The sequence below is a fragment of the Halomonas sp. TA22 genome (genome assembly GCF_013009075.1).
In the GTDB taxonomy this organism is placed as follows: Bacteria; Pseudomonadota; Gammaproteobacteria; order Pseudomonadales; family Halomonadaceae; genus TA22.
In genome coordinates this window covers 517,862-538,909 of record NZ_CP053108.1, presented here as the reverse complement: position 1 = coordinate 538,909, position 21,048 = coordinate 517,862, and the positions used below count along the sequence as shown (strand labels likewise).

Sequence of the window (21,048 nt, the reverse complement as noted above, 5' to 3'; positions counted from 1 at the left end):
TCACCACTCGTTGCTCAAGGAGATGCTGGGCGGGGCAGGCGGTGCGGGCGGCACCATGTAGTGGCCGATATCGCCAGCGTTGATGTAATAAATGTGCGATGACGAGTAGAGAATCTGCTGGTTGTTGATCACCTGAGTGGTGATGACGACCTCTTCATTGCCGGTATGGGTCCAGCCGCCACTGAAGACATCCGCCGCGACGGCCAGTGGCAGTAGCGTCAGGGTCGGGTCGCTCCACTGCTCAAGAGTAAAGGCCGCCACGCGCACGCCGGCGGCAAGCGTGGTTATCGAGCCATGCCGAGGACGCACGAAGCCGCGATCGCGATGGCGTATCACATTGACATCGACATGCACTTCGCCGCCCAGGCCGGGTACGGTCGCCACCTGGGCGCCCCGCGACACCAGGTGGCTGGTCAGCAGGGTACGGTAATTGCGCTGGAACTCTCGCGAGTCGTTGTCGCCCACCACATATAGCGGAAGGTTGCGCAGGCGCTCGCGCCGCATCATGCGCTCGACTTCATACTGCGCCAGCACTTCCCAGTGGTGTGCCGCCTGCATGCGCTGCTGTTCACTGTAGGGGTAGGTCGTGGCGACGGGAGCCTGGCTTGCATTGTAGGTGCAGCCGCCAAGCAGCGCGGCGACAATCAAGCTGCAGGCGCTCAGGCGGGCCGGGGAGGCGAGTCGAAATCGTGACACCTTGGGTTCCTTACTGGCGGCCGTCGATCGGCGACAGCGGTTTATTCCATGTAAGCGGACTATCGGCCAGGCGAACGACAACTTGAGAGGTGGGCGCTCCTGCCGAGGCGGCGATCAGCGCTCCCTTTCGGCGTACTCCTCGCGCACGGTGGTGTTGATGAAGGTATTGAGCCCTTGTCCCTTCCGGGCCAGGGTCTTCATTCGCTCGATGTTGTCCATGCCGGCACTGGCGTAGCTGTAGCGATAAACGGAGCCATCCCCAAATCGGATGCGAATCGTGTCACCGCCGATCTCGTAGCCTTGGATACCGGAGCTTCCCGAGGGATTGGCATAGCGCTGCATCTCTTCTCCTCGATCACGATCTGATGAAGCGCTCGTTGAAGCGTTCCACTACGTCACCCAGTGGCGCATCGAGCCGGGCCAGCGTCTGCTGGGCAAGGGCACCGGGCAGGCCGTGGAACGCTTCGGCGATAGCCCCGGCCATGCAAGCCATGGTGTCGGCATCGCCACCCAGCGAGATGGCGTTGCGAATCGCCTCTTCGACACTGTCGGCTTCGAGAAAGGCGATGATCGAGGGCGGCACCGAGCCCTGGCATGAATCATCGAAGCGATAAGCGGGGCGGATCTCATCGAGCCGCTGATCCAGGCAGTAGCCCAGGCGAGTTTCGATCTGCGCCTTGATCTCGCCTTTGTCGGCACCATGCCTGGCGAGAAAGACGGCAGCGGCAATCGCCTGCGCACCGCGGATGCCTTCGGGATGATCGTGGGTGACCTCGGCGCTGCGCCTGGCCTCGGAAAGCGCCTCTTCGAGCGACTGCGCAGCGAAACCCACCGGTGCCGCGCGCATCGCCGAGCCGTTGCCCCAGCTGTAGTAGGGGTCGCGCTCGCGACGCTTGGCCCAGCGTGCAAAGCCGCCGCCAAAGCCGGCATGCGGGTAGCGATGGTAGTAGTCGTGAAAGCGCTCCACGTAGTCGCCACCGTCAAGCAGCACCTCGGCCACCGCGATGCTCAGCACGCTGTCGTCGGTGAAGGTGCTGTGCGGCGTGAACAGGTCGAAATCGCGGTGCTTGGTGGCGGTGCCCTCGTGCACTGAACCGATGATATCGCCGGCAATCGCGCCGAGCATGTCGTGACCCTTCTCGATGAATGATGGAGTGAATTCTAGCCCCTCTCGCCATCAAATGTAGAGCGGGTTGGTCGACCACGAGGACTCCGGATGAAAGGAAGAATTGGCAAGCAGCATGATGTATAACAATGGATCGGCTTTGCCAAGGCTAGACACTTGATTGACAATCATTACTCCCGCTGGAACTGCCTGTCGGCCGGGCTATTTTTTGTCGTGCCAACCATTTCTACACTACCAGGAGTCGAGATGTTCAAGTTGCTGCGAGGGGTGTTGCTGACCATGCTTTGTCTACCCACCTTTGCCCATGCTGGCGTACCCACCGTCGCGGCGGCATCCGACCTGCAGTTCGCGCTGAGCGAGCTGGCCGAGCGCTTCCAGGCTGAACAGGGCCTGGAGGTGCGCCTCAATTTCGGTTCATCGGGCAACTTTCGCCGTCAGATCGCCCAGGGTGCCCCCTTCGAGCTCTATCTCTCCGCCGACGAGGCCTATGTCGAGGCACTGCACCAGGAGGGGCGCACCGAGGATGCCGGGGTGCGCTATGCGATCGGCCGACTGGTATGGCTGCAGCGCACCGGGCGTGGCGATCTGCCAACGGAGGATGACCCGATGGCGGGGTTAGAGGAAGCGCTTGCCGCCCTGCGTGACGGACGCGGACGACTGCGCATCGCGCTGGCCAATCCCGAACACGCTCCCTACGGCGTGGCAGCGCAGCAGGCGCTGGAACATGCCGGACTGTGGGACGAGATGCAACCGCTCAAGATCCTTGGCGAAAATGTCTCCCAGGCGGCGCAGTTCGCACTCTCTGCCGATGCGCGGGGCGGGCTGGTTGCCTACTCTCTGGCGCTTGCCGGACCCTTGCAGGAACGCGGCGAGCATTTGCTGATTCCCGACTCGTGGCACGCTCCGCTCTATCAGCGCATGGCCTTGATCCGCGGCGCGAGCGAGACGGCCCGTGCCTTCTATGCCTATCTCCAGGATGACGAAGCGCGCGAGATCCTGGCGCGTTACGGCTTCGCCCTGCCGGATGCTTCTTCGGCAGAGGAGCCTTGATGGATTGGAGTGCCCTGGCGGTCTCGCTGCAATTGGCGACGCTCACCTGCCTGCTGCTGCTGCCGGTGGGACTGTGGCTGGGACGGGCGCTTGCCGTGGCGCGCTTTCGCGGCCGCGCGTTGTGCGAGGCGCTGGTGGCGCTGCCGCTGGTGATGCCCCCTACCGTGCTGGGTTTCTATCTGATGCTGTCGTTCGGCATCGACGCACCGTTCGGCGCGCTATGGCAGCGTTTCACCGGGAGCGGGCTCAACTTTACCTTCACCGGCATCCTGCTAGCCTCGCTGGTGGTCAACCTGCCCTTCGCCGTGCAGCCGATCCAGCGCGCCTTCGAGAACGTACCCGCCAATCTGCGCGAGGCGGCCTGGTGCAGCGGCATGTCGCCATGGCGCACCTTGCTGCGCATCGAGTTGCCGCTAGTGTGGCCGGGGCTAGTCTCGGCTATGGCGCTGACCTTCGCCCACACCTTGGGTGAATTCGGTGTGATTTTGATGGTGGGCGGCTCCATCGAGGGCGAGACACGCACCCTGGCGATCAGCATCTACGATCGCGTCCAGGCCTTCGACGAGCGCGGTGCGAGTACCATGTCGGCGATGCTGCTGCTGATCTCGCTGGTGACCATCGGCGTGGTCTATGGGATGGCGCGTCGCGGGAGGGGGCTGCGTGTCTGATCTCGAGGTGGAAGTACATCAGCCGGGACCGATTCCGTTGGCCGCGACGTTCTCCTGCGCCTCGGGCGAGCTGTTGGCGTTGGTTGGCCCCTCGGGGGGAGGAAAGACCACGCTGCTACGCGCCATCGCCGGGCTCTATCGCCCCGCATGGGGACGCATCACCTGCGCCGGGAGGACCTGGCTGGACACCGAGTCGGGCCGTTATCTCACGCCGCAGCAGCGACATATCGGCTTCGTGTTTCAGGACTATGCGCTGTTTCCACACCTTACCGCGCTTGAGAACGTCACGGCGGGGATGGAGCATCTCCCTCCACAGCGGCGCCTGGCCCGTGCACAAGAGTGGCTTGCTCGGGTGCGTCTCGAAGGGCTGGAGCGACGCTATCCTGGCGAGCTTTCGGGGGGACAGCGCCAGCGTGTGGCGGTGGCCCGGGCCCTGGCTCGAGAACCACGGGTGCTGCTGCTCGACGAGCCTTTCTCCGCCGTCGACCAGGTCACCCGGCGGCGTCTGCAGCGCGAGCTGGCGCTACTGCGTCGCGAGATCGATATCCCCATGCTATTGGTGACCCACGACCTGGAGGAAGCGAGCGCCCTGGCCGATCGGCTGTGCGTGTTGCAGGCGGGGAGGACGCTTCAGGCCGGGCCGCCGGAGACGCTCTTCCGCCGCCCTGCGTCGCCCGAGGTGGCGAGGCTGCTCGATCGCAACAATGTGTTTCGCGGCAGACTGATCGCTACGCCTCATGGTCCCCGGCTCGAGTGGGGGGACCACTGCCTGGAGCTGCGCGAAGCGGTGGCCGTGCCACCGGCCGGCGCGGAGGTGCACTGGTACGTGCCTCCCGCGGATGTAGTGCTGCATCGACGTGGTCGCCCGTCGCGCGGCGAGCGCGAGAATCCTATCGAGGGAGAGATCCGCGAGATAGTGGTTCTCGGCGGAATCACCCACATCACGCTTGCCTTCGTGCATACCGAGGAGACGCTGCGTTTCGAGGTTGCCACCCACGCCGCGCGCCGTAACGGTTTGAGGGAGGGCGAAGCAGTAGGCGTCTCGCTACTCGCCGAAGGGCTGCATGTCATGACGCACTGAGTCGGCTCACACGGAAGTGACAGCCGCCTCGACACCCGCCAGGTGTACGCAACGATTGCGTCCGTCGGCCTTGGCCTGGTAGAGCGCCTTGTCGGCACGTCCCAGCAGCTCCTTGGATGACATGTTGTCATCGGCAAGCGCGGTTGCGATGCCGATGCTGATGGTGACGCTCAATGTCTCGTCATTGCCGATACTATGCGGCTGTCGGGCAGCCGCACGCCTGAGCTCCTCGGCGACCGCCCAGGCGTCGTCAACCGTCATGCCAGGCAAGATGGCAGCAAACTCCTCTCCTCCCAGACGTCCTAGCACGCCCTGCCTGTCGATGTGCCGTTTCATCAGCTCGGCGATGCCCTGCAGCACGGCATCACCGGCCTGGTGGCCGTGTGTGTCGTTGACCTGCTTGAAGTGGTCGATATCGATTGCCAGCGCGGTGCAGGCTTCCCCCTCCCGGGCCGCTCGCCGAAACAGCGTGATGCTCTGTCGCAGGAAGCTGCGGCGATTGTTCAGGTTGGTGAGGGGGTCGGTGGCCGCGAGTCGCTTGAGCTCACCCTCCATCTGCTTGCGCTCGCTGATGTCGAGACTCCAGATCAGTACCACCTGCCGATCTTCGATGCTCAGCTCACGCGTCGAGAGCAGCGCCCAGTAGGGGGCGCCCGGTCCCAGGCGCGCTTCCCAATTGTCCAGCCGGGGTTGGGCTTTCAGGCGTTGTTGAAAGGCGTCGTACTGCTGCTCGTCGACGAACAGCTCGCGTAGCGAAAAGTGTCTGCTACCTCTCTGTCGGTACTCGGTGAGAAGCCTCTCGCTGACGTAGTGAATGCGTCCGTCTATGACATCCATCAGGACGATATCGCTGGGACTGGAGTCAAGGATGGTGCGCAGCAGGATTTCCCGCTCGTAGAGGCGGCGGGTGCGATCCACGACACGTTGCTCGAGCGAGGCATTGAGCGAGCTGAGCTCGAGCGCCAGGCGTCGGGTATTGCGATGATCGCGAATCAGTTTCAGTGTGAGCAGGATGCAGCTCAGTCCCAATGCCAATAGCGTCCAGGCGAGATACTGGAAAGTAGCCCGAAGTTTCTGCCGTTCGCTGTCGAACTGATTGGCAACCGCGATATTGGTGGCGACCACCACTTCATGGGTATCGGCAAGGAGGGGCGGCAGCGCCGTTACGATCTCGGCGGCAAGCTGCGCTGCCTTGTCGGTCTCGTGCCAGGAAATTTGTGCTTGCCACTCTTCGTTCACCGTCTGAAGGCGTCGAAGCGTGTCATTCACCTCCGGACGTAGCCCGCTGAGATGGGAAAAGATCTTGGTCGACTCAAGTGTACTGATACTGCTTTGCATCACCTCGAGTTGCTTGATCAAGTCGTAGGGGGTTGAGCGACCCTCCAGCACGTCCTGTGAGGTATCGATCAACTCACGCACCGAGGAGTGCAGCAGATAGCTGCGCCACACATCGCTGTATTGGCCGGGAGAGGAGTACTTGGCGTACATGGTGTTCACCAGCCACAAGCCTGCCAGGATGGCGATGATCATGCTCACCATCACCCCCATCAGCATGAAAATGAAGGTGGGACGCCGCGTGATACGCCGTGTGACCTCGGTGGGCGTCACTTCAGGTACAGCTCATTGAGTTGCCAGACGGTGCGACTGTGATACTGGCTCACGGAGAGTTCGGGATGGTCGCCATAGGGGTACATGATGACCAGCGGTCCAAGTTCGCTGATCGAGAGGTACTCTCCCTTACGTTGATAGGCGACGATCGGATCATAGTCATCGATATCCTGAACGGGAATGATATCGCTGTAACCGTTTAGCGCACTGGCCTTGAAGCGGCTGGGAAGGGGCAAGTCGTAATGTGCAAGCAGTACGCGCAACGATACCCCCTGCCATAGGGCGGTAGTATCGCTGACATTGGGGAGTCGGCCTTCCACCGTCCTGAGCGGCAGCACTTCCAGCATGTCCAGGCTAAGGTGATGACGAGCCCCTTCGGCGCTCACCAGAGTCAATATCGGCATGTCGCGCGGATAGGGGGTGTCGGCCAAACCGTGGCTGGAAAGTGGTACTGCCACAAGTAACATTAAAAACGCAAAGATACACTCTAGTCGATAATGCATGCACAAAGCTCCATTTCGTTAACGCATTGACACGTTATCGGCCAGCGTCAAAAAAACTGCAGGTCGGTGACAACATCGTGACGACTGCGGTGAAATATTCCGGGTAGGATATCGCTTTCCTATCGATTGGCGGAGTTTCATGCATGTCCCTGACTCGTCGAGAAGTACTGGCCGCCATGGCCGCTACCCTGGTTATGCCCAAGACGCTGCTGGCTGCGGGGAGCAACACGGGAGAGATGACCTGGGAGCGTGCGGTCCTGGCGATTCACAGCAATCAAGGCCCGCATCGTCTCGAGGTCGAAGTGGCGAAGAGCTTTGCCCAGCGTGGCCGGGGCTTGATGGACCGTGACGCACTCGATCCCGATAGCGGGATGCTGTTTCTCTATCGTCGGCCGCAGCCTCCCCGCATGGGGTTCTGGATGTTCCGCACTCGTATTCCGCTGGATATCGCCTTTATCGGCGAGGATGGCAGCATCCTCAATATCGCTACCATGGCCCCCTGCGCTTCAAGCGATCCCAACCACTGCCCGGTGACCCACGCAGGCGTCACCTATATCGCGGCGCTAGAAGTCAACGCGGGTTACTTCGCCGAACACGGCATAGCGGTGGGCGACTGCGTCGTGCTGCCGGGGCGAGAAGGAATGTGTCAGTTTTAAGGCACCCTGGCGCGCCCGAAGCGCAAGATGATCAGCGCGATACCAGCAACCACCAGCCCGCCGCCCGCAAGCTTGTGGAAACCGAGGCTATCGCCCAGCAGGAGTGTCCCGAGCAGTACGGCCAGTACCGGTACCAGTAGCGTCATCGGCACCACGCGATTGACCGGATGGCGGCGCAGCAGGGCATACCAGATACCGTAGCCGACGATCGATGACATCACGGCGGTATAGACCACCGCTCCCCAGCCGGCCCAGCCGGCATGCGTCAATGCCTCGAGATGGTCGGATTCGAACAGCCAGGAACCCAGCGCTACCTGGGGTACGGCGAACAGTGCGACCCAGCCGGCCAGGGCGAGTGGCGCTATGTTCGGCCCACGCTTGATCAACAACTGCGAGACGGCCCAGCCCAGCGCACTGAGCAGTAGAATGGTCAACGGCAGCGGTGAGGGCAGGGTGGGGCCGCCGGCCAGCACCAGCACGCCGGCAAAGGAGAGCAACAGGCCGATCAGCCGCTTGGGGCCGAGCCGCTCCTTGAGAAAGATCACGGCCAGCAGCGTGGCGAAAGGCGTACCCATCTGGACCAGCAGGGCCCCGGTGCCTGCTTCGGCCTGCTCGAGGCCAATGAATAGAAGGGCGAAGTGCAGCGTGCCGAACGTCACCGACAGCATGAGCAGGAACGGCAGCTGATGACGTGGCACCGGATAGAAGGGCACCAGCAGCAAGGCGACCAGAATGAAGCGTAGGGTGGTCAGCAAGAGCGGCGGGATTTCCGCCACGCCGAGCTTGATGACAATGATGTTCAGCGCCCAGATGGCAATGACGCCCAGGCCCAGCAGCAGATCGCGAAGTGGCACAAGATATCCTTGATCATGATTCTTCCTGCCAGCATACCAGCTGCTACGAAAGTATGGCTGTACCAAGTGTCAAGTTTATCGATGCAAATGTGGACCAACTCAAAGATGGGCTTTGAAATGACATGCCTAGCTGTAGGTGCAAACACGCCACTCAAAATGCGTAAAAGAAGCATTCCGGTGGTAGGTGTGCCACCGGAATGTTGTGGTTATTAGCCAAACAACCAGCTGTCCAGAATGCCTGAGGGATAGGTCAGGCTCATGAAGTGGGCCATGGTGAGCAAGAAAATACAGACGCCTGACGCAAGTCCCAATGCCAACCAGGGCTTTATTTTGGCGAAAAAAAGGAGAAATGCGAGGCTAAATAGCGTTGCGCTAGAAATAAAGCCGATAGTGAGGACAAGGCCAACCAGAGAGAAAAACCCGCCGAGCCAAACTATCTCCTCGCGCATGGGCTGTGTTTCCCATTTTACGCTGCGAATGCACATTCTGAGTATTTCAGCGCCACCCGCCACCAAGATGATGCCAATTGCCAGTACTGGAAATACGCGACCGAGCAGTGTCATTTCGCGCGTATCAAACCAAGCGAAAATTACGATGAGTAACAAGCCAGAAAAGATAAGAAGATCAATAGCACCAAGTGTAGGCAAGGAGCTCTTGGAGCGTGTCACTGCAGCACCCAAATCACTAGTCTGACTTTGTCGACGGGATTGCAAGAGCCCTTTGATCCAGGGAAGCAAGAACGCTGCCAGTATCATGAGACCAATGATGGCAACTCCTGGACGCGCAAAAGCGCCGACGCCCTGAAACTGATAGGCCTGATAGAAATAGGTTTCAGCCCCTGCTGCTAGCACGAAACCAATCAGGAATGCAGGTCGTGACCAGCCCGCTCGTTTGAAAAGAACACCCAGGGTACCTACCAGGCCCAAGGCCAAGAGATCACCAGCAGAGCGTGTTGCCTGGAAAGCCGCGAACAAAATTAGCACAGTGATCAAAGGTGCCAGAATGGCGAAGCGTATCCGGGTCAGGCTGGCCACTGGGCCGGCCAGGCCTAGGCATAAAACGGCACCGAGAATATTGGCAAGTGCCAGCGACCAGATAATGGTATAGGTCAGATCGAGGTGGGTTTCGATCATGCCGATACCGGGTTGTAGACCTAAAAGCATGAGGCCGCCAAGAAATACCGCTGCGGTACCCGAGCCAGGGATGCCAAACAATAGTGTGGGCACCATGGCGCCACAGGCCGTGGCGTTGTTAGCCGCCTCAGGGGCTATCACGCCACGAATATCCCCCTTGCCGAATTGGGACCTATCCTTGGCGCTCTGCACGGCATGGCCGTAGGTGAGCCAGTCGACTACCGAGCCGGCGAGTCCCGGCACAGTACCCACGAGACTGCCGATAGCCGCGCAGCGTGCCAACAAACCGCGCTGCTGTTTGACATCACGTATCCCTTGCTTCCAGCCTTTTCCCAATTCACAGGGGTGATTTGCAATAGAGCCACGTTTAGCGAGCAGATCTATTATTTCTGGTAGGGCAAAGATCCCTAGGCCAATAACGACCAGAGGGATGCCATCATAGAGGTAGTCGATGCCCAGGTTGAGTCGGAACTCTCCGGTAGCGGGCGCCATCCCGATACCACCTACCAAGAGACCTAGTCCACAAGCCGCTATCCCCTTGAACATGTCGCCGCTGGAAAGCACCGCCACCATTGATAGGCCGAGTAACGTGAGCATGAATAATTCGGAAGATGAGAAAGACAGTACCAAGGGTCTTGCTATCAAGATGAAGGCGGTCAATATCACGGCACCGATTAGACCGCCGATCATTGATGCAAGAAAGGCACTGGATAAAGCACGTGCTGCCTGGCCGCGCTTGGCTAGTGCGAAGCCATCCAGGACAGTCGCTTGAGATGCACTAGAGCCAGGGATGCCGAGCAAGACGGAAGCGAAGGTATCGCCAGTGGGGATTACCGCCACTAACCCCATCAACATGCCTAGCGCTATGGTAGTGTCCATGCCGTACAGAAAAGGCAACAGCAGAGACATGCCGGCGATACCACCGAGGCCAGGAATGATTCCTACGATCAGGCCAATAACGACGCCAAGCATCATGTAGAGTAAGTGCGGTAGGGTAAAGACTTGTCCGAGACTTGAGAGCAGAATATCGATCATTGGCATGACTCTTGGTTAGTCTTTAGACCAAGCGGAGGCAGCATTGGGTGAGAATACTGCCTCCCGTAAAGGGCGCTAGAGGCTGACGCCATACTGGCGGTCTAGCCATTCAGCCAGCCAGTCTCGCGTGGCATCCTCCAAGGTCATGACATTCGCCAAGTGTCGTTCCACCACATTCCCGATAACGGGCTCATAGGGACCTAGTTGTGCGTCGGATTCATCAGTGAAGCGTGGGTTGCTAATGAACTCACTTGCTGCATTCCGGTAAGCCTCGATAATTTCAGTCGGGGTATCGTTGGGCAACATGATCAGCTTCTGTAGTGCATAACCGGAAGCGAAGAACTGGCGAAAGGCATCGTAGCCGGGACCCGTGGGAGCTTCTCCATGCACCCGTTCATAAACTTCATTGAACGTGGGTAGATCAGGAAAGGCTGGGTCGCGTACCAATTCGCCATCTTCGTTCAACATGCCGAGAGAGAAGAGAGGAATCGCCTGGCCTGCTTCAACCATCGGCACCACACTATTTAAATATGCCGATGTCGTTTGAAAGTCGATCTCAGCTTCACCACGTTCGAAAGCAAGTCGTCCTTCACCACGGCTCCGCATGCCAAAGACAGGGGTGACCTCCGTGCCGAGTAGATCAAGTGCGATCAGAACCGGCATCTCAAGGCCTGTAGGAGTCTGTGCAGCGAACTGGACTGGAGTTTCAAGCAGCGTCTCCAGGGCACTCTCTTGATTCTCGCCCATCCCTCCGCTGACATAGACAACGCCGCCGGTGGGTGAGGCCAGGATGGGAGTCCAGTCGGCATAATCGTATCGAACGCGAGAATCATCCAGCATGGCAGGAAACTGAGTGGATGCTGATGTTGCCAATATAGCGCTACCGTCGCTGCGGGCTCGTGTGGCGAATAGATTGGCCCCATTGATCGATCCGCCGCCAGGAACGTTGTCGATCATGATGGTGGGTTCACCAGGTAGATGCTCGCTGAACCATGGTACAAAGAATCTTGCCCAGACGTCTGTGCCGCCACCTACTCCAAAGGGTACGGTGAATGTGATGTTCCCTGGCAGCGTCGTTTCATCAGCTTGGGCGGAACCGACTAGCCCATTAAGCATTAATGCAGATGCGATAAGGCCGAAAGCGAAAAATCTTTTTGGCAGTACGCAGTTCTTGGGATGATCATGTGTCATGGCGTGACTCCTCGATTGTTGTGTTGTTTGTATTGCGTTTTCAGCTGCTCGTGGATTGTTTTCCTGTACTGCCGGTTAGAGAGGTGCTGTGCTCTTTGGCTTTATAGAAAATCGTGCCTCTCATGATCTTACGTGCGGTCCGTATCAGTGATACACGCGATATATCGTGAGCATTTCCTTCACGATGCTCGACCTCGAGATCGATAACGCCAGAGGGGTGTTCGAATCGTACGCGCGCTAGAAGAGTGCAGTCATCGAAGCGGTGGCTGGCAACAGCAAGTTGGTTTGCCGTGGTGCCAGGTACGCTGACTGCCGAGGCAAGTGCAATCGCGCCGGTAACGGCGATGGACTTGTGGCAACGCTGCGGAACGAAGTAACGGGCTCGAAGCGTACAAGAGGGATCATCGGATACGGATAGCAGAAGGGGCTTGGGCAGAACGCTTTGGCTGACATCTCCCATGCCCATGCGTAGCCCAGCCTCGCGCCGGATCAACTCCAGGCGAGTCAACATTGCTTGATTATTATCAAGCTCCGCAGCCGACTCATTGCCGCTTATGCCCAGATCTTTTGCCGCCAGCATGACTGTCGGGGTCGCAGCATCCAGGCAGGTGACCGAAATGCCATCGATCTCCTCGTAGGCGTGCCCAGTAGGGAGTAGCTGCCCCGTTTTTGCACCGACTACATCGAGAAAACTCAGACGAATACCTGCTGCGCTGCCAGGGACACCGCTGATATGGGTTTCGCCTTCGTAGCTAACCTGTCTGTGCGGGGTGGGGACCTGACATTCGATTAGGCGTTGCGTATTAAGATTGCGAACGCGGACCTGGGTGATGCCGTCGCAAGCTTCGACTAGTCCAGTTTCGATGGCATATGGCCCTACCGCAGATAACATATTGCCACAATTTGGGTTGTAGTCGACGCGTCGTTCAAGCACGTCGACCTGAGCAAACAGGTAGTCCACATCAACGTTGGGGATTGTAGAGCGTTCTACAATAGCAACCTTGCTGGTTAGTGGGTTGCCTCCACCGATGCCGTCGATTTGAAGCGCGTGCCCTGATCCCATCAGATTCAGCAGTAGTTCGGTACGTGCTGCCTCGTCATCAGGCAGATCGCTCATATGGAGAAAAGGCCCTCGGGATGTGCCTCCTCTCATGATCATGCAAGGTATGCTGTTGGACATGTGCAGGTTTCCACGTTTTGACGTGAAAGAAGCTTGTCACTGCATGTTTGATGTCTCAAATGCAAATATTTTCGATCGATGATATAATTTGCGAATTAATGCGTGTGGCAAATTATCGGTATGCATATGATGCAAGAGACCTCCATGCTTCATCGTGTTGAATTTCTCGATTTGCAGGCATTTATCCATGTGGCCGAACTAGGCAGTTTCCACCAGGCAGCAAAGCGCTTGCACATGTCGCAGCCAGCTCTGTCTAGGCGAATTCAGAAGCTAGAAGAAGCCTTGGAAGTCAGTCTGTTAGAACGTACGACACGACGTACACGGCTAACTAATATCGGTCTTGAGTTTTTGCCGCGGGCAAGGCGCATGGTCGAGGAATATGATTCCTCGATCCTGGGTATCCGGGAGCTCGCCACACACCAGAAAGGCACCGTGACCATTGCCTGTCTGCCAACGGCGGCATTCTACTTTTTGCCTAGTGTGATTCGGGGTTTCAGTGAGGCCTGGCCAGGGATTCGCATCCGAATTTTGGACGTCAGTGCCGCAGAAGGCTTGGAGCGCGTGATCAATGGTGATGCTGACTTCGGCATCAACATGATTAGTGCTCAAAGCTCAGAGGTCTCTTTTACCCCGCTTTTGAAAGATCCTTTTGTACTCGCGCTGCGCTCGGATCACCCATTGGCCAGCAAGCCCGAGATTCATTGGCGCGATCTACAGGATGTGCGCTTGATTACCGTCAGCCGTGACAGCGGTAATCGTATCCTGCTTGATAATACGCTTTCTGCTGAGGGCATCCGCCTTAATAGCTTTTATGAAGTGCAGCATTTGTCGACATCGTTAGGTCTGGTCGAATCCGGGCTGGGTGTGGCGATTCTGCCGAGGATGACCATGCCAGGGAACGATCACGACATTCTCTGCTCTCGTGAGCTGCCGGAACCCCATATTCAGCGCACCATTGGGTTGGTCACCAGTAACAACCACACACTATCAGGCACGGCTCAGCTATTTATCGATATGTTGCTGGAGCGGTGGGGGGCCAAGCGGCCTAGCCCTTAGCGATTCATTCATTACATGATGCCTTCAAGGTGATTGATTCTTTGGTACTATCGTGCACCATCGGGAGCTTCCGCGCATATTGGGCTACAAACGTCTAGGTATCGCAGAACATGTCGGCAAAATTAACGGTCACTAAACGTTCTACACGCCTAGAATGAAAAGGCAGTGGATGACATCGGCCCGTTCACTCCTTGCTACCTGCTTTTTTCAGGAAATTTCGCTAAAGTAGCTGCCTGTTGCCGGTCAGCCGACCGCCACGATGCCAACAACACAAGAGGTGTATTCATGAAACGCCACGCCTTCACCGCTGCAGCCTTCTCGGGTGCGCTTCTCGGCGCTGCAGTCTTCGCCGCTCCGGCGGTTGCGCAGGAACGCTACATCACCATTGGAACCGGCGGTCAGACCGGTGTTTATTATGTCGTCGGCCAGTCGGTCTGCCGGATGGTCAACCGCGGTTCCAGCGAGCACAACATCCGTTGTAACGCACCCTCCACCGGCGGCTCGGTAGCCAACGTCAACGGCATGAAGAGCGGCGAGCTCGACATGGGCGTCGTGCAGTCCGACGTGCAGTACCGCGCCTATCATGGCGAAGCCAACTTCGAAGGCGATGGCGCCTGGGAGGACATGCGTGCCGTCTTCACCATGCACGGCGAGCCGCTGACCGTAGTCGCCCGCGCCAATGCCGGTATCGAGACGTTCGATGACCTGGCCGGCCAGCGCGTCAACATCGGCAACCCTGGCTCCGGCCAGCGCAACACCATGGATGTGGTGATGAACGTCAAGGGTTGGGACACCGGCACTTTCTCGCTGGCGTCCGAGCTGGATGCCGCTGAACAGGCCGCGGCACTCTCCGACAACAACGTCGATGCCATGGTCTACGTCGTCGGCCACCCCAACGGGTCGATTCAGGAAGCCACCACCACCATCGACGCCCGTCTCATTCCGGTGACTGGCCCCGAGATCGACGAGCTGGTCGAGGAGTATCCCTACTATACCCGCGCCACTATTCCTGGCGGCCTGTATCGTGGCAACGACGAAGATGTCGAGACCTTCGGGGTAGCGGCGACCTTTGTCAGCTCCGCTGATGTAGACGAAGAGATCGTCTATGAAACCGTCAAGGCAGTCTTCGAGAACTTCGATCGCTTCAAGCGTCTGCACCCGGCGTTCGAGAACCTCAACGAGGAGGACATGATCTCCGACGGCCTGACCGCACCGCTGCATGATGGCGCCAAGCGCTACTATGTCGAGCGCGGCTGGATCGACGAGTGATCCAGGTGTAAGCGGAGCTAGCGACGCTACACAACGATGCGCGGCCTCCTGTTCGGGGGCCGCGCATCATAGTTTTGTATGTATCCGAGTGGGTAACGAGCACAATCGAGACTCGAGATGGCGAAGGTCGGAATCCCAATGGGGGCGATGATGGCAAGCAGGCGAACCTATGACTAATGACAAGCAGACATCTCCAGCGAGCGAAGTGGATCTGGATGAGATGGTCGCCGCCAGCGACTCGGGAGCACGAAAACCGCTTGGCATGCCTGGCAAGTTGCTGGTGAGCATTGCCGCGGCCTGGTCGTTGTTCCAGCTGTGGATCGCCTCGCCACTACCCTATGTGTTTCGCTTCGGGGTATTCAATGCCACCGAGGCGCGCTCGATCCACCTGGCCTTTGCGCTGTTCCTGGCATTCATGGCCTACCCGGCACTGAAGCGTTCACCGCGTGACCGCATTCCTCTCCAGGACTGGGTTCTTGCGGCAGTGGCGGCGTTCTGTGGCGCCTACATGTTCATGTTCTATGCCGAGCTTTCCCAGCGACCCGGACGGCCTTTGACCCAGGACGTCGTGGTCGGGGTCGTGGGTATCGTCATGCTGCTCGAGGCCGCCCGGCGTGCGCTGGGGCCGCCACTGATGATCGTTGCGGCAGTGTTCATCCTCTATTCGCTGTTCGGCCCCTATATGCCGGGCATCCTTGCCCACCGCGGCGTGAGTCTAAACGGCCTGGTCAACCATCAGTGGCTGACCACACAAGGGGTATTCGGTATCGCCCTTGGGGTTTCGACCAGCTTCGTGTTCCTGTTCGTGCTGTTTGGCGCACTGCTCGACAAGGCCGGCGCGGGCAACTATTTCATCAAGGTGGCCTTCTCGATGCTCGGCCACTACCGGGGCGGACCGGCCAAGGCGGCGGTTGTGGCCTCGGGCATGACCGGTCTGATCTCGGGATCTTCCATCGCCAATGTGGTGACCACCGGGACCTTTACCATTCCTATGATGAAGCGCGTGGGTTTCTCCTCGGAGAAGGCCGGCGCCGTGGAGGTGGCATCATCGGTCAATGGCCAGATCATGCCGCCGGTCATGGGTGCTGCGGCTTTCCTGATGGTCGAGTACGTCGGTATTCCCTACGTTGAGGTCATCCGTCACGCTTTCCTGCCGGCGTTGATCTCCTATATCGCGCTGATCTATATCGTCCATCTGGAGGCCCTCAAGGCCAACATGACCGGTCTGCCCTCGAGCAACCCGGTGCGTCCGCTGCTCAACAAGGCGATTGGCTTTCTGACTGGCCTGCTGCTGTTGATGGCGTTGTCCTTCGCTGTCTACTACGGACTTGGCTGGCTCAAGCCGGTGCTTGGCGACTCCACCCCCTGGGTGGTGGCGGTGGCGCTGGTGGTGATCTATGTGGCGCTGCTCAAGCTGGGCTCCAACTATCCGGAACTCGAGCTCGACGACCCCCAATCCAAGGTAGTCAAGCTGCCTCAGACCAAGCCCACCGTGATGGTCGGACTGCACTATATCCTGCCGGTGGTCGTGCTGGTGTGGTGCCTGATGGTCGAGCGACTTTCGCCGGGGCTGTCGGCGTTCTGGGCCACGGTATTCATGATCTTCATCATCCTGACGCAGCGCCCGATCATGGCGCTCTTCCGCCAGCGCAGCAATCTGGGGGCCGACATCAAGGAGGGGGTACTGGACCTGTGGGACGGCCTAGTCACCGGCGCTCGCAACATGATCGGCATCGGTATCGCCACGGCAACGGCGGGAATCATCGTCGGCGCAGTCTCCCAGACCGGTGTGGGCCTGGTACTGGCCGACGTGGTCGAGTTCCTCTCGATGGGCAATCTGATGCTGATCCTGCTGCTCACTGCGGTGCTCAGCCTGATTCTCGGCATGGGGCTGCCGACCACTGCCAACTACATCGTGGTCTCGGCGCTGCTGGCGCCGGTGATCGTGGCGCTGGGTCAGCAGAACGGCCTGATCGTGCCATTGATCGCGGTACACCTGTTCGTCTTCTACTTCGGCATCATGGCCGATGTCACGCCACCGGTGGGGCTTGCCTCGTTCGCAGCGGCGGCTGTCTCCGGAGGCGATCCGATCCGTACCGGTTTCCAGGCGTTCTACTACAGCCTGCGCACCGCGGCATTGCCGTTTTTGTTCATCTTCAATACCGACCTGCTGCTGATCGATGTCTCCTTCCTGCAGGGGATCGTGATCTTCATCGCCTCGACCATCGCGATGCTGATCTTCGCTGCCGGTACCCAGGGCTACATGATCGTGCGCAACCGTTGGTACGAGAGCCTGCTGCTGCTGCTGGTGGCGTTCACGCTGTTCCGTCCTGGCTACTGGATGGATCAGATTCACGACCCCTACGAGTCGATTCCTCCGGCACAGCTCGAGCAGGCACTGGACGGTATCGAGGATGGCAGTAACATACGGGTGCAGATCGCCGGTGAGGATGCCTTTGGCGACCCGATGACCACCTACCTGCTGGTGCCGGTGCCGCGCGGTGAGACGGGCGCGGAGCGTCTCGAGAACCTGGGGCTCGAGCTCTTTGTGGATGGCGACCAGGCGATTGTCGACTTCGTGCAGTTCGGCAGTCTGGCCGAGCAGGTCGGCTTCGACTTCGACCAGGAGATCATCGAGATCTTGGCACCGGTGGATCGCTGGGCCAAGGAGTGGATGTGGATCCCCGGCTTCCTGCTGTTCGGGCTGGTCGTCATGCTTCAGCGTGGTCGGCGCGAAACGCCGGCGCCTACGTCCACCGCTTCGGCCTAGGGAGGAGAGCGTCATGTACGACAAGATACTGTTGCCAATCGATCTCAACGAGGAGACGTCGTGGGCCAAGGCGCTACCCACGGCGCTGACGCTATGCCGTACCTTCGATGCCGCGCTGCAGATCGTCACGGTACTGCCGGATTATCGCATGCCGATGGTGGGCTCCTTCTTTCCCAAGGATTTCGCCACCAAGGCGCATCGGGCGCTGGCCGAGACGCTGCGCGAGTTCGTCGCCAGGGAGGTGCCGGACGATGTCAAGGTGAAGCAGGCGATCATCGATGGCTCGCCGTGGGAGGCGATTATCAAGGCGGCCAAGAAGATCGATGCGGATCTGATCGTCATGGCCTCGCACAACAAGCGCAAGTTCGCCGACTACGTGCTGGGCCCCAACGCCGAGCATGTGGTGCACCACTCGAAAATCTCCGTGATGATCGTGCGTTAGTCCTGATAGCCTCGCGCCAGTCGCCGCCCGGCGGCTGGCCTTCTGTTTCCCCTCATCTTTTAGTCGCTCATGGCCCTCAATGCGACGGGAGTGCTTACCTCCAGCCTCTCTCTCGTCTACATTGAAAGAGCGTTATCGGTAAGACAAAAACAAGCATCTTGTCCTGCGTTGGAGCTCTAATCGCGAGGCTCGGCTTAAGCCTCCCGTTGGAGAATGGTAAGTCGTCATGACTGACGCAAGGGGAAAAGGGGTATGCCATGAACGCCGTTGAAACGAACCATCGTAACGATCCGATCTACAAGATCATCATCAACCCCGTGGGTATGGACCGGCCGCGTGCCTGGCTGCTGTCAGGTTTCAAGGATTTTCGTGAGGCTACGGCGGTCAGCCTGGCTTACGGCATGTTCTGGGTAGGTCTGAGTATTGCCGTCACCGCCGGTGCCATGACGTTGGGCTTCTGGCACTGGCTCTTGCCATTGATTGCTGGCTTCATGTTCCTCGGGCCGCTGGTGGCCGTGGGCTCCTACGGCATCAGCCGCCGCCTCGAAGAGGGGAGGGCGCCCAATTTGGGCGACGCCTTCGGTGCCTGGACGCCGCATGCCGGGCAACTGGCGATGATGGGCGTGATGATGATGATCTTCTTTCTTGCCTGGATTCGCCTGGCCACACTGCTCTTCGCGCTATTCTTCGGTCACGACATCCCAAGTCCCGATACGCTCTATACCGCACTCGTCACCACTCCCGAGGGGCTCGGGATGCTGGCGGTAGGTGCCGTGGCAGGGGCGGGACTGGCCTTCGGGGCGTTCGCGATCAGTGTGGTGGCCGTCCCCACGCTCATGGATCAGGATCTCACCTTCATGGAGGGGATCGAGGCCAGTGTACGATCGGTGGCACGCAACTTCCGGCCGATGCTGTTATGGGCGGCCATTCTGACGGGGTGCGTGGTAGTTGGCGTCTTGACCTTCTATATCGGCCTGGCCATTATCCTTCCCGTACTTGGCCATGCCAGTTGGCACGCCTACGAGGATCTGGTGAGGTTCGAGGACATGCCGAAAACCTGAGCCAGCGACAAAGTCGATGACATATCGGGGCGCATGCGCCCCGATATGCTGCTGCAAGGATCTCCCATGAATCAGTCGCTGCGCCTCTCTGCGCTCTACCGCTACCCGATCAAGTCCACCGCGGGTGAGGCACTGACCGAGGCCGTGGCCGGCGAGGAGGGGTTGGAGGGGGATCGGCGCTACATGGTGACTCGCCCGGACGGCAGCTTCGTCACGGCGCGCACCCATCCGCATCTTCAGCGCGTGAGCACCACCTTGCGAACCGGTGGCGTGACGCTGCATCACCCAGCGTTGCCGGATCTCTCGCTCACTCACGAGGAATTTTCCGCGCTACCGTCGCCCGCCCAGGTGTGGTCGGACAGCTTTGTGGGGCTTGCCACCACTCGTGAAGCCGACGAGTGGTGCAGCCAGGCGTTGGGTGAGTCGGTGAAGTTGCTATGGCTGGGGGAACGCTCGCCACGCTACCGCCAGGCGATCGGCAAGCGTGTCAGCTTTGCCGATGGCTATCCGCTGCTGCTGATTGGACAGGCCTCGCTCGATGAGTTGAATACGCGATTGCGACAGCCGCACCGCATGGCGCAGTTCCGTCCTAACCTGGTGGTCACCGGTAGCCTGCCTTATGCCGAGGATGAGTGGCATGTGCTGCGTATCGGCGAGGTCGAACTGATCGTCGACGCACCCTGTTCGCGCTGCGCAATGATCACCGTGGACCCCGACACGGGGCGCTTCATGGCCGACAAGGGTGAGCCGCTGCGCACCCTTGCCGGCTATCGGCGCGGGGTCGATGGCAAGGTCTACTTCGGCCAGAACCTGATCGTCGCCAAGGGTGGGACCCTTCAGGTCGGTGCCCCTGTCGAGATCATCGGCTGAAGGCATAACTCGCTCACGATGATCGGCATCAGATTGTTCAAAGCATACAAAGGCCAGCGCAAAATCCTTCAACGGCTGGGTCAAGAAGGTCTCTTATGGGCTAGTCGTCTTGAACGTGATCAAAAGCGCGACGCCTAGCAGGAGTGACAATGCACAACGCTGCGCTGGATCAATCACTCACCCATATTGATCGTGTAAAGATAGTCACAACATGACTGACCCGAGGAGAAAGATGACGTATCGTGTAAGTAATCTCTTACATGGAATACTGGCATGGTTACGTATCTTCGTCAGGTGGGCCTCATGATGCTGAGTGTGGCACTGACCTTGGAGTCGAGAACGGCTCTGGCCTTGCCACAGCCGGAAGGTGACGTCATTCTCACCGTGACCGGCGCTATCGAGCGCACCAACGTCAATGGAGAGGCGCAGTTCGACCATGCCATGCTGATGGAGTTGAATCCTCACGTGGTCGAGACCCACACTCCCTGGCTGGACGGCCTGAGGCGATACGAAGGGCCACTCGGGCGTACGCTGCTCGATACCCTGGAAGCGCAGGGGGAGACCTTGACGATACAGGCCTTGGATGGCTTCAGTGCCGAGGTGCCGGTGTCCGACTTTTACGATTACGATGTGATCCTGGCCCTCACGTTGGATGGCGAGCCGATGCCAATACGCGATAGCGGACCAATCTTCATCCTCTACCCCTTCGACGAGCACCCTGAGCTGCTCAACATGACGATTCGCTTCCGGTCTGTCTGGCAGGTGGCGAATATCCATGTGAATTAGCCTGCCGGAGACT

Annotated in this window: 20 protein-coding genes; 11 read left to right on the top strand and 9 right to left on the bottom strand. The window is 59.2% G+C overall.

Annotated elements, in window-relative coordinates:
* The 3 genes from HJD22_RS02365 to HJD22_RS02355 all read right to left on the bottom strand — a co-directional run bounded on the left by HJD22_RS02365 (nucleotide 1) and on the right by HJD22_RS02355 (nucleotide 1,822).
* The gene (locus tag HJD22_RS02365) at nucleotides 1-696 is read right to left on the bottom strand and encodes a hypothetical protein (RefSeq protein WP_248730063.1); all 696 of its coding nucleotides are present in this window, start codon (nucleotides 694-696) and stop codon (nucleotides 1-3) included.
* Nucleotides 697-810: 114 nt separating this feature from the next.
* Complete coding sequence (locus HJD22_RS02360) at nucleotides 811-1,038, bottom strand: hypothetical protein (protein WP_208655579.1); 228 nt, start codon at nucleotides 1,036-1,038, stop codon at nucleotides 811-813.
* Between the two features lie 13 nt (nucleotides 1,039-1,051).
* Nucleotides 1,052-1,822: an ADP-ribosylglycohydrolase family protein gene (locus HJD22_RS02355; RefSeq protein ID WP_208655578.1), complete on the bottom strand. Its 771-nt coding sequence runs from the start codon at nucleotides 1,820-1,822 to the stop codon at nucleotides 1,052-1,054.
* 246 nt (nucleotides 1,823-2,068) lie between these two features.
* Here HJD22_RS02355 and modA point away from each other — a divergent pair, with 246 nt between their 5' ends.
* From modA to HJD22_RS02340, 3 genes are read left to right on the top strand one after another with little or no spacing between them, the layout of a single operon-like run.
* A complete protein-coding gene (modA, locus tag HJD22_RS02350) occupies nucleotides 2,069-2,872 on the top strand; it encodes a molybdate ABC transporter substrate-binding protein (RefSeq protein WP_208655577.1) in 804 nt (267 codons plus the stop codon).
* On the top strand, nucleotides 2,872-3,540 hold the full coding sequence (gene modB, locus HJD22_RS02345) for a molybdate ABC transporter permease subunit (RefSeq protein ID WP_208655576.1): 669 nt from the start codon (nucleotides 2,872-2,874) through the stop codon (nucleotides 3,538-3,540). The genes modA and modB overlap by 1 nt, the downstream gene beginning before the upstream one ends.
* Entirely contained in the window at nucleotides 3,533-4,621 is a 1,089-nt protein-coding gene (locus HJD22_RS02340; protein WP_248730062.1) for an ABC transporter ATP-binding protein, read from the top strand. Before modB ends, HJD22_RS02340 begins: the two co-directional genes overlap by 8 nt.
* Before the next feature lie 6 nt (nucleotides 4,622-4,627).
* On the opposite strand, the gene HJD22_RS02335 is transcribed toward HJD22_RS02340, so the two are convergent.
* Both HJD22_RS02335 and HJD22_RS02330 read right to left on the bottom strand, forming a co-directional pair.
* Nucleotides 4,628-6,229, bottom strand: coding sequence for a sensor domain-containing diguanylate cyclase (locus HJD22_RS02335; protein WP_208655574.1), 1,602 nt, complete (start codon nucleotides 6,227-6,229; stop codon nucleotides 4,628-4,630).
* A complete protein-coding gene (locus HJD22_RS02330) occupies nucleotides 6,226-6,687 on the bottom strand; it encodes an oxidoreductase (protein ID WP_208655573.1) in 462 nt (153 codons plus the stop codon). The genes HJD22_RS02335 and HJD22_RS02330 overlap by 4 nt, the downstream gene beginning before the upstream one ends.
* A 188-nt stretch (nucleotides 6,688-6,875) precedes the next feature.
* On the opposite strand from HJD22_RS02330, the gene HJD22_RS02325 reads away from it, so the two are divergent.
* Nucleotides 6,876-7,388, top strand: a complete 513-nt coding sequence (locus tag HJD22_RS02325) for a DUF192 domain-containing protein (RefSeq protein WP_208655572.1) — start codon at nucleotides 6,876-6,878, stop codon at nucleotides 7,386-7,388.
* On the opposite strand, the gene HJD22_RS02320 is transcribed toward HJD22_RS02325, so the two are convergent.
* The 4 genes from HJD22_RS02320 to HJD22_RS02305 form a co-directional block, all read right to left on the bottom strand.
* Nucleotides 7,385-8,242 carry a DMT family transporter gene (locus HJD22_RS02320; RefSeq protein ID WP_208655571.1) on the bottom strand — a complete coding sequence of 286 codons (858 nt, stop codon included), beginning with the start codon at nucleotides 8,240-8,242 and terminating at the stop codon, nucleotides 7,385-7,387. The genes HJD22_RS02325 and HJD22_RS02320 overlap by 4 nt on opposite strands.
* 209 nt (nucleotides 8,243-8,451) lie before the next feature.
* Entirely contained in the window at nucleotides 8,452-10,410 is a 1,959-nt protein-coding gene (locus tag HJD22_RS02315; RefSeq protein ID WP_208655570.1) for a tripartite tricarboxylate transporter permease, read from the bottom strand.
* A gap of 75 nt (nucleotides 10,411-10,485) precedes the next feature.
* On the bottom strand, nucleotides 10,486-11,601 hold the full coding sequence (locus HJD22_RS02310; RefSeq protein WP_248730061.1) for a tricarboxylate transporter: 1,116 nt from the start codon (nucleotides 11,599-11,601) through the stop codon (nucleotides 10,486-10,488).
* A 40-nt stretch (nucleotides 11,602-11,641) separates the two neighbouring features.
* Nucleotides 11,642-12,760 (bottom strand): 4-oxalomesaconate tautomerase, encoded by a 1,119-nt coding sequence (locus HJD22_RS02305; protein WP_283101542.1) that lies wholly within the window; start codon nucleotides 12,758-12,760, stop codon nucleotides 11,642-11,644.
* A gap of 165 nt (nucleotides 12,761-12,925) precedes the next feature.
* On the opposite strand from HJD22_RS02305, the gene HJD22_RS02300 reads away from it, so the two are divergent.
* From HJD22_RS02300 to HJD22_RS02270, 7 genes are all read left to right on the top strand, one after another.
* On the top strand, nucleotides 12,926-13,837 hold the full coding sequence (locus HJD22_RS02300; protein WP_208655568.1) for a LysR family transcriptional regulator: 912 nt from the start codon (nucleotides 12,926-12,928) through the stop codon (nucleotides 13,835-13,837).
* Between the two features lie 285 nt (nucleotides 13,838-14,122).
* Nucleotides 14,123-15,106: a TAXI family TRAP transporter solute-binding subunit gene (locus tag HJD22_RS02295; RefSeq protein WP_208655567.1), complete on the top strand. Its 984-nt coding sequence runs from the start codon at nucleotides 14,123-14,125 to the stop codon at nucleotides 15,104-15,106.
* Between the two features lie 169 nt (nucleotides 15,107-15,275).
* Nucleotides 15,276-17,876 carry a TRAP transporter permease gene (locus tag HJD22_RS02290; protein WP_208655566.1) on the top strand — a complete coding sequence of 867 codons (2,601 nt, stop codon included), beginning with the start codon at nucleotides 15,276-15,278 and terminating at the stop codon, nucleotides 17,874-17,876.
* Nucleotides 17,877-17,889: 13 nt separating this feature from the next.
* Nucleotides 17,890-18,318, top strand: coding sequence for a universal stress protein (locus HJD22_RS02285; protein WP_208655565.1), 429 nt, complete (start codon nucleotides 17,890-17,892; stop codon nucleotides 18,316-18,318).
* Nucleotides 18,319-18,575: 257 nt separating this feature from the next.
* A complete protein-coding gene (locus HJD22_RS02280; RefSeq protein WP_208655564.1) occupies nucleotides 18,576-19,379 on the top strand; it encodes a DUF2189 domain-containing protein in 804 nt (267 codons plus the stop codon).
* 66 nt (nucleotides 19,380-19,445) lie between these two features.
* On the top strand, nucleotides 19,446-20,249 hold the full coding sequence (locus HJD22_RS02275; protein ID WP_208655563.1) for an MOSC domain-containing protein: 804 nt from the start codon (nucleotides 19,446-19,448) through the stop codon (nucleotides 20,247-20,249).
* Between the two features lie 303 nt (nucleotides 20,250-20,552).
* Nucleotides 20,553-21,035, top strand: a complete 483-nt coding sequence (locus tag HJD22_RS02270; RefSeq protein WP_208656877.1) for an oxidoreductase — start codon at nucleotides 20,553-20,555, stop codon at nucleotides 21,033-21,035.
* Nucleotides 21,036-21,048 lie beyond the last annotated feature (13 nt).

What these genes read in the sequence shown, in the direction of transcription:
- HJD22_RS02360 (WP_208655579.1), bottom strand. Translation starts at nt 1,038, where the DNA reads ATGCAGCGCTATGCCAATCCCTCGGGAAGCTCCGGTATCCAAGGCTAC.
- HJD22_RS02355 (WP_208655578.1), bottom strand. Translation starts at nt 1,822, where the DNA reads ATGCTCGGCGCGATTGCCGGCGATATCATCGGTTCAGTGCACGAGGGC.
- modA (WP_208655577.1), top strand. Translation starts at nt 2,069, where the DNA reads ATGTTCAAGTTGCTGCGAGGGGTGTTGCTGACCATGCTTTGTCTACCC.
- modB (WP_208655576.1), top strand. Translation starts at nt 2,872, where the DNA reads ATGGATTGGAGTGCCCTGGCGGTCTCGCTGCAATTGGCGACGCTCACC.
- HJD22_RS02325 (WP_208655572.1), top strand. Translation starts at nt 6,876, where the DNA reads ATGTCCCTGACTCGTCGAGAAGTACTGGCCGCCATGGCCGCTACCCTG.
- HJD22_RS02315 (WP_208655570.1), bottom strand. Translation starts at nt 10,410, where the DNA reads ATGATCGATATTCTGCTCTCAAGTCTCGGACAAGTCTTTACCCTACCG.
- HJD22_RS02310 (WP_248730061.1), bottom strand. Translation starts at nt 11,601, where the DNA reads ATGACACATGATCATCCCAAGAACTGCGTACTGCCAAAAAGATTTTTC.
- HJD22_RS02305 (WP_283101542.1), bottom strand. Translation starts at nt 12,760, where the DNA reads ATGATCATGAGAGGAGGCACATCCCGAGGGCCTTTTCTCCATATGAGC.
- HJD22_RS02300 (WP_208655568.1), top strand. Translation starts at nt 12,926, where the DNA reads ATGCTTCATCGTGTTGAATTTCTCGATTTGCAGGCATTTATCCATGTG.
- HJD22_RS02295 (WP_208655567.1), top strand. Translation starts at nt 14,123, where the DNA reads ATGAAACGCCACGCCTTCACCGCTGCAGCCTTCTCGGGTGCGCTTCTC.
- HJD22_RS02290 (WP_208655566.1), top strand. Translation starts at nt 15,276, where the DNA reads ATGACTAATGACAAGCAGACATCTCCAGCGAGCGAAGTGGATCTGGAT.
- HJD22_RS02285 (WP_208655565.1), top strand. Translation starts at nt 17,890, where the DNA reads ATGTACGACAAGATACTGTTGCCAATCGATCTCAACGAGGAGACGTCG.
- HJD22_RS02280 (WP_208655564.1), top strand. Translation starts at nt 18,576, where the DNA reads ATGAACGCCGTTGAAACGAACCATCGTAACGATCCGATCTACAAGATC.
- HJD22_RS02275 (WP_208655563.1), top strand. Translation starts at nt 19,446, where the DNA reads ATGAATCAGTCGCTGCGCCTCTCTGCGCTCTACCGCTACCCGATCAAG.
- HJD22_RS02270 (WP_208656877.1), top strand. Translation starts at nt 20,553, where the DNA reads ATGATGCTGAGTGTGGCACTGACCTTGGAGTCGAGAACGGCTCTGGCC.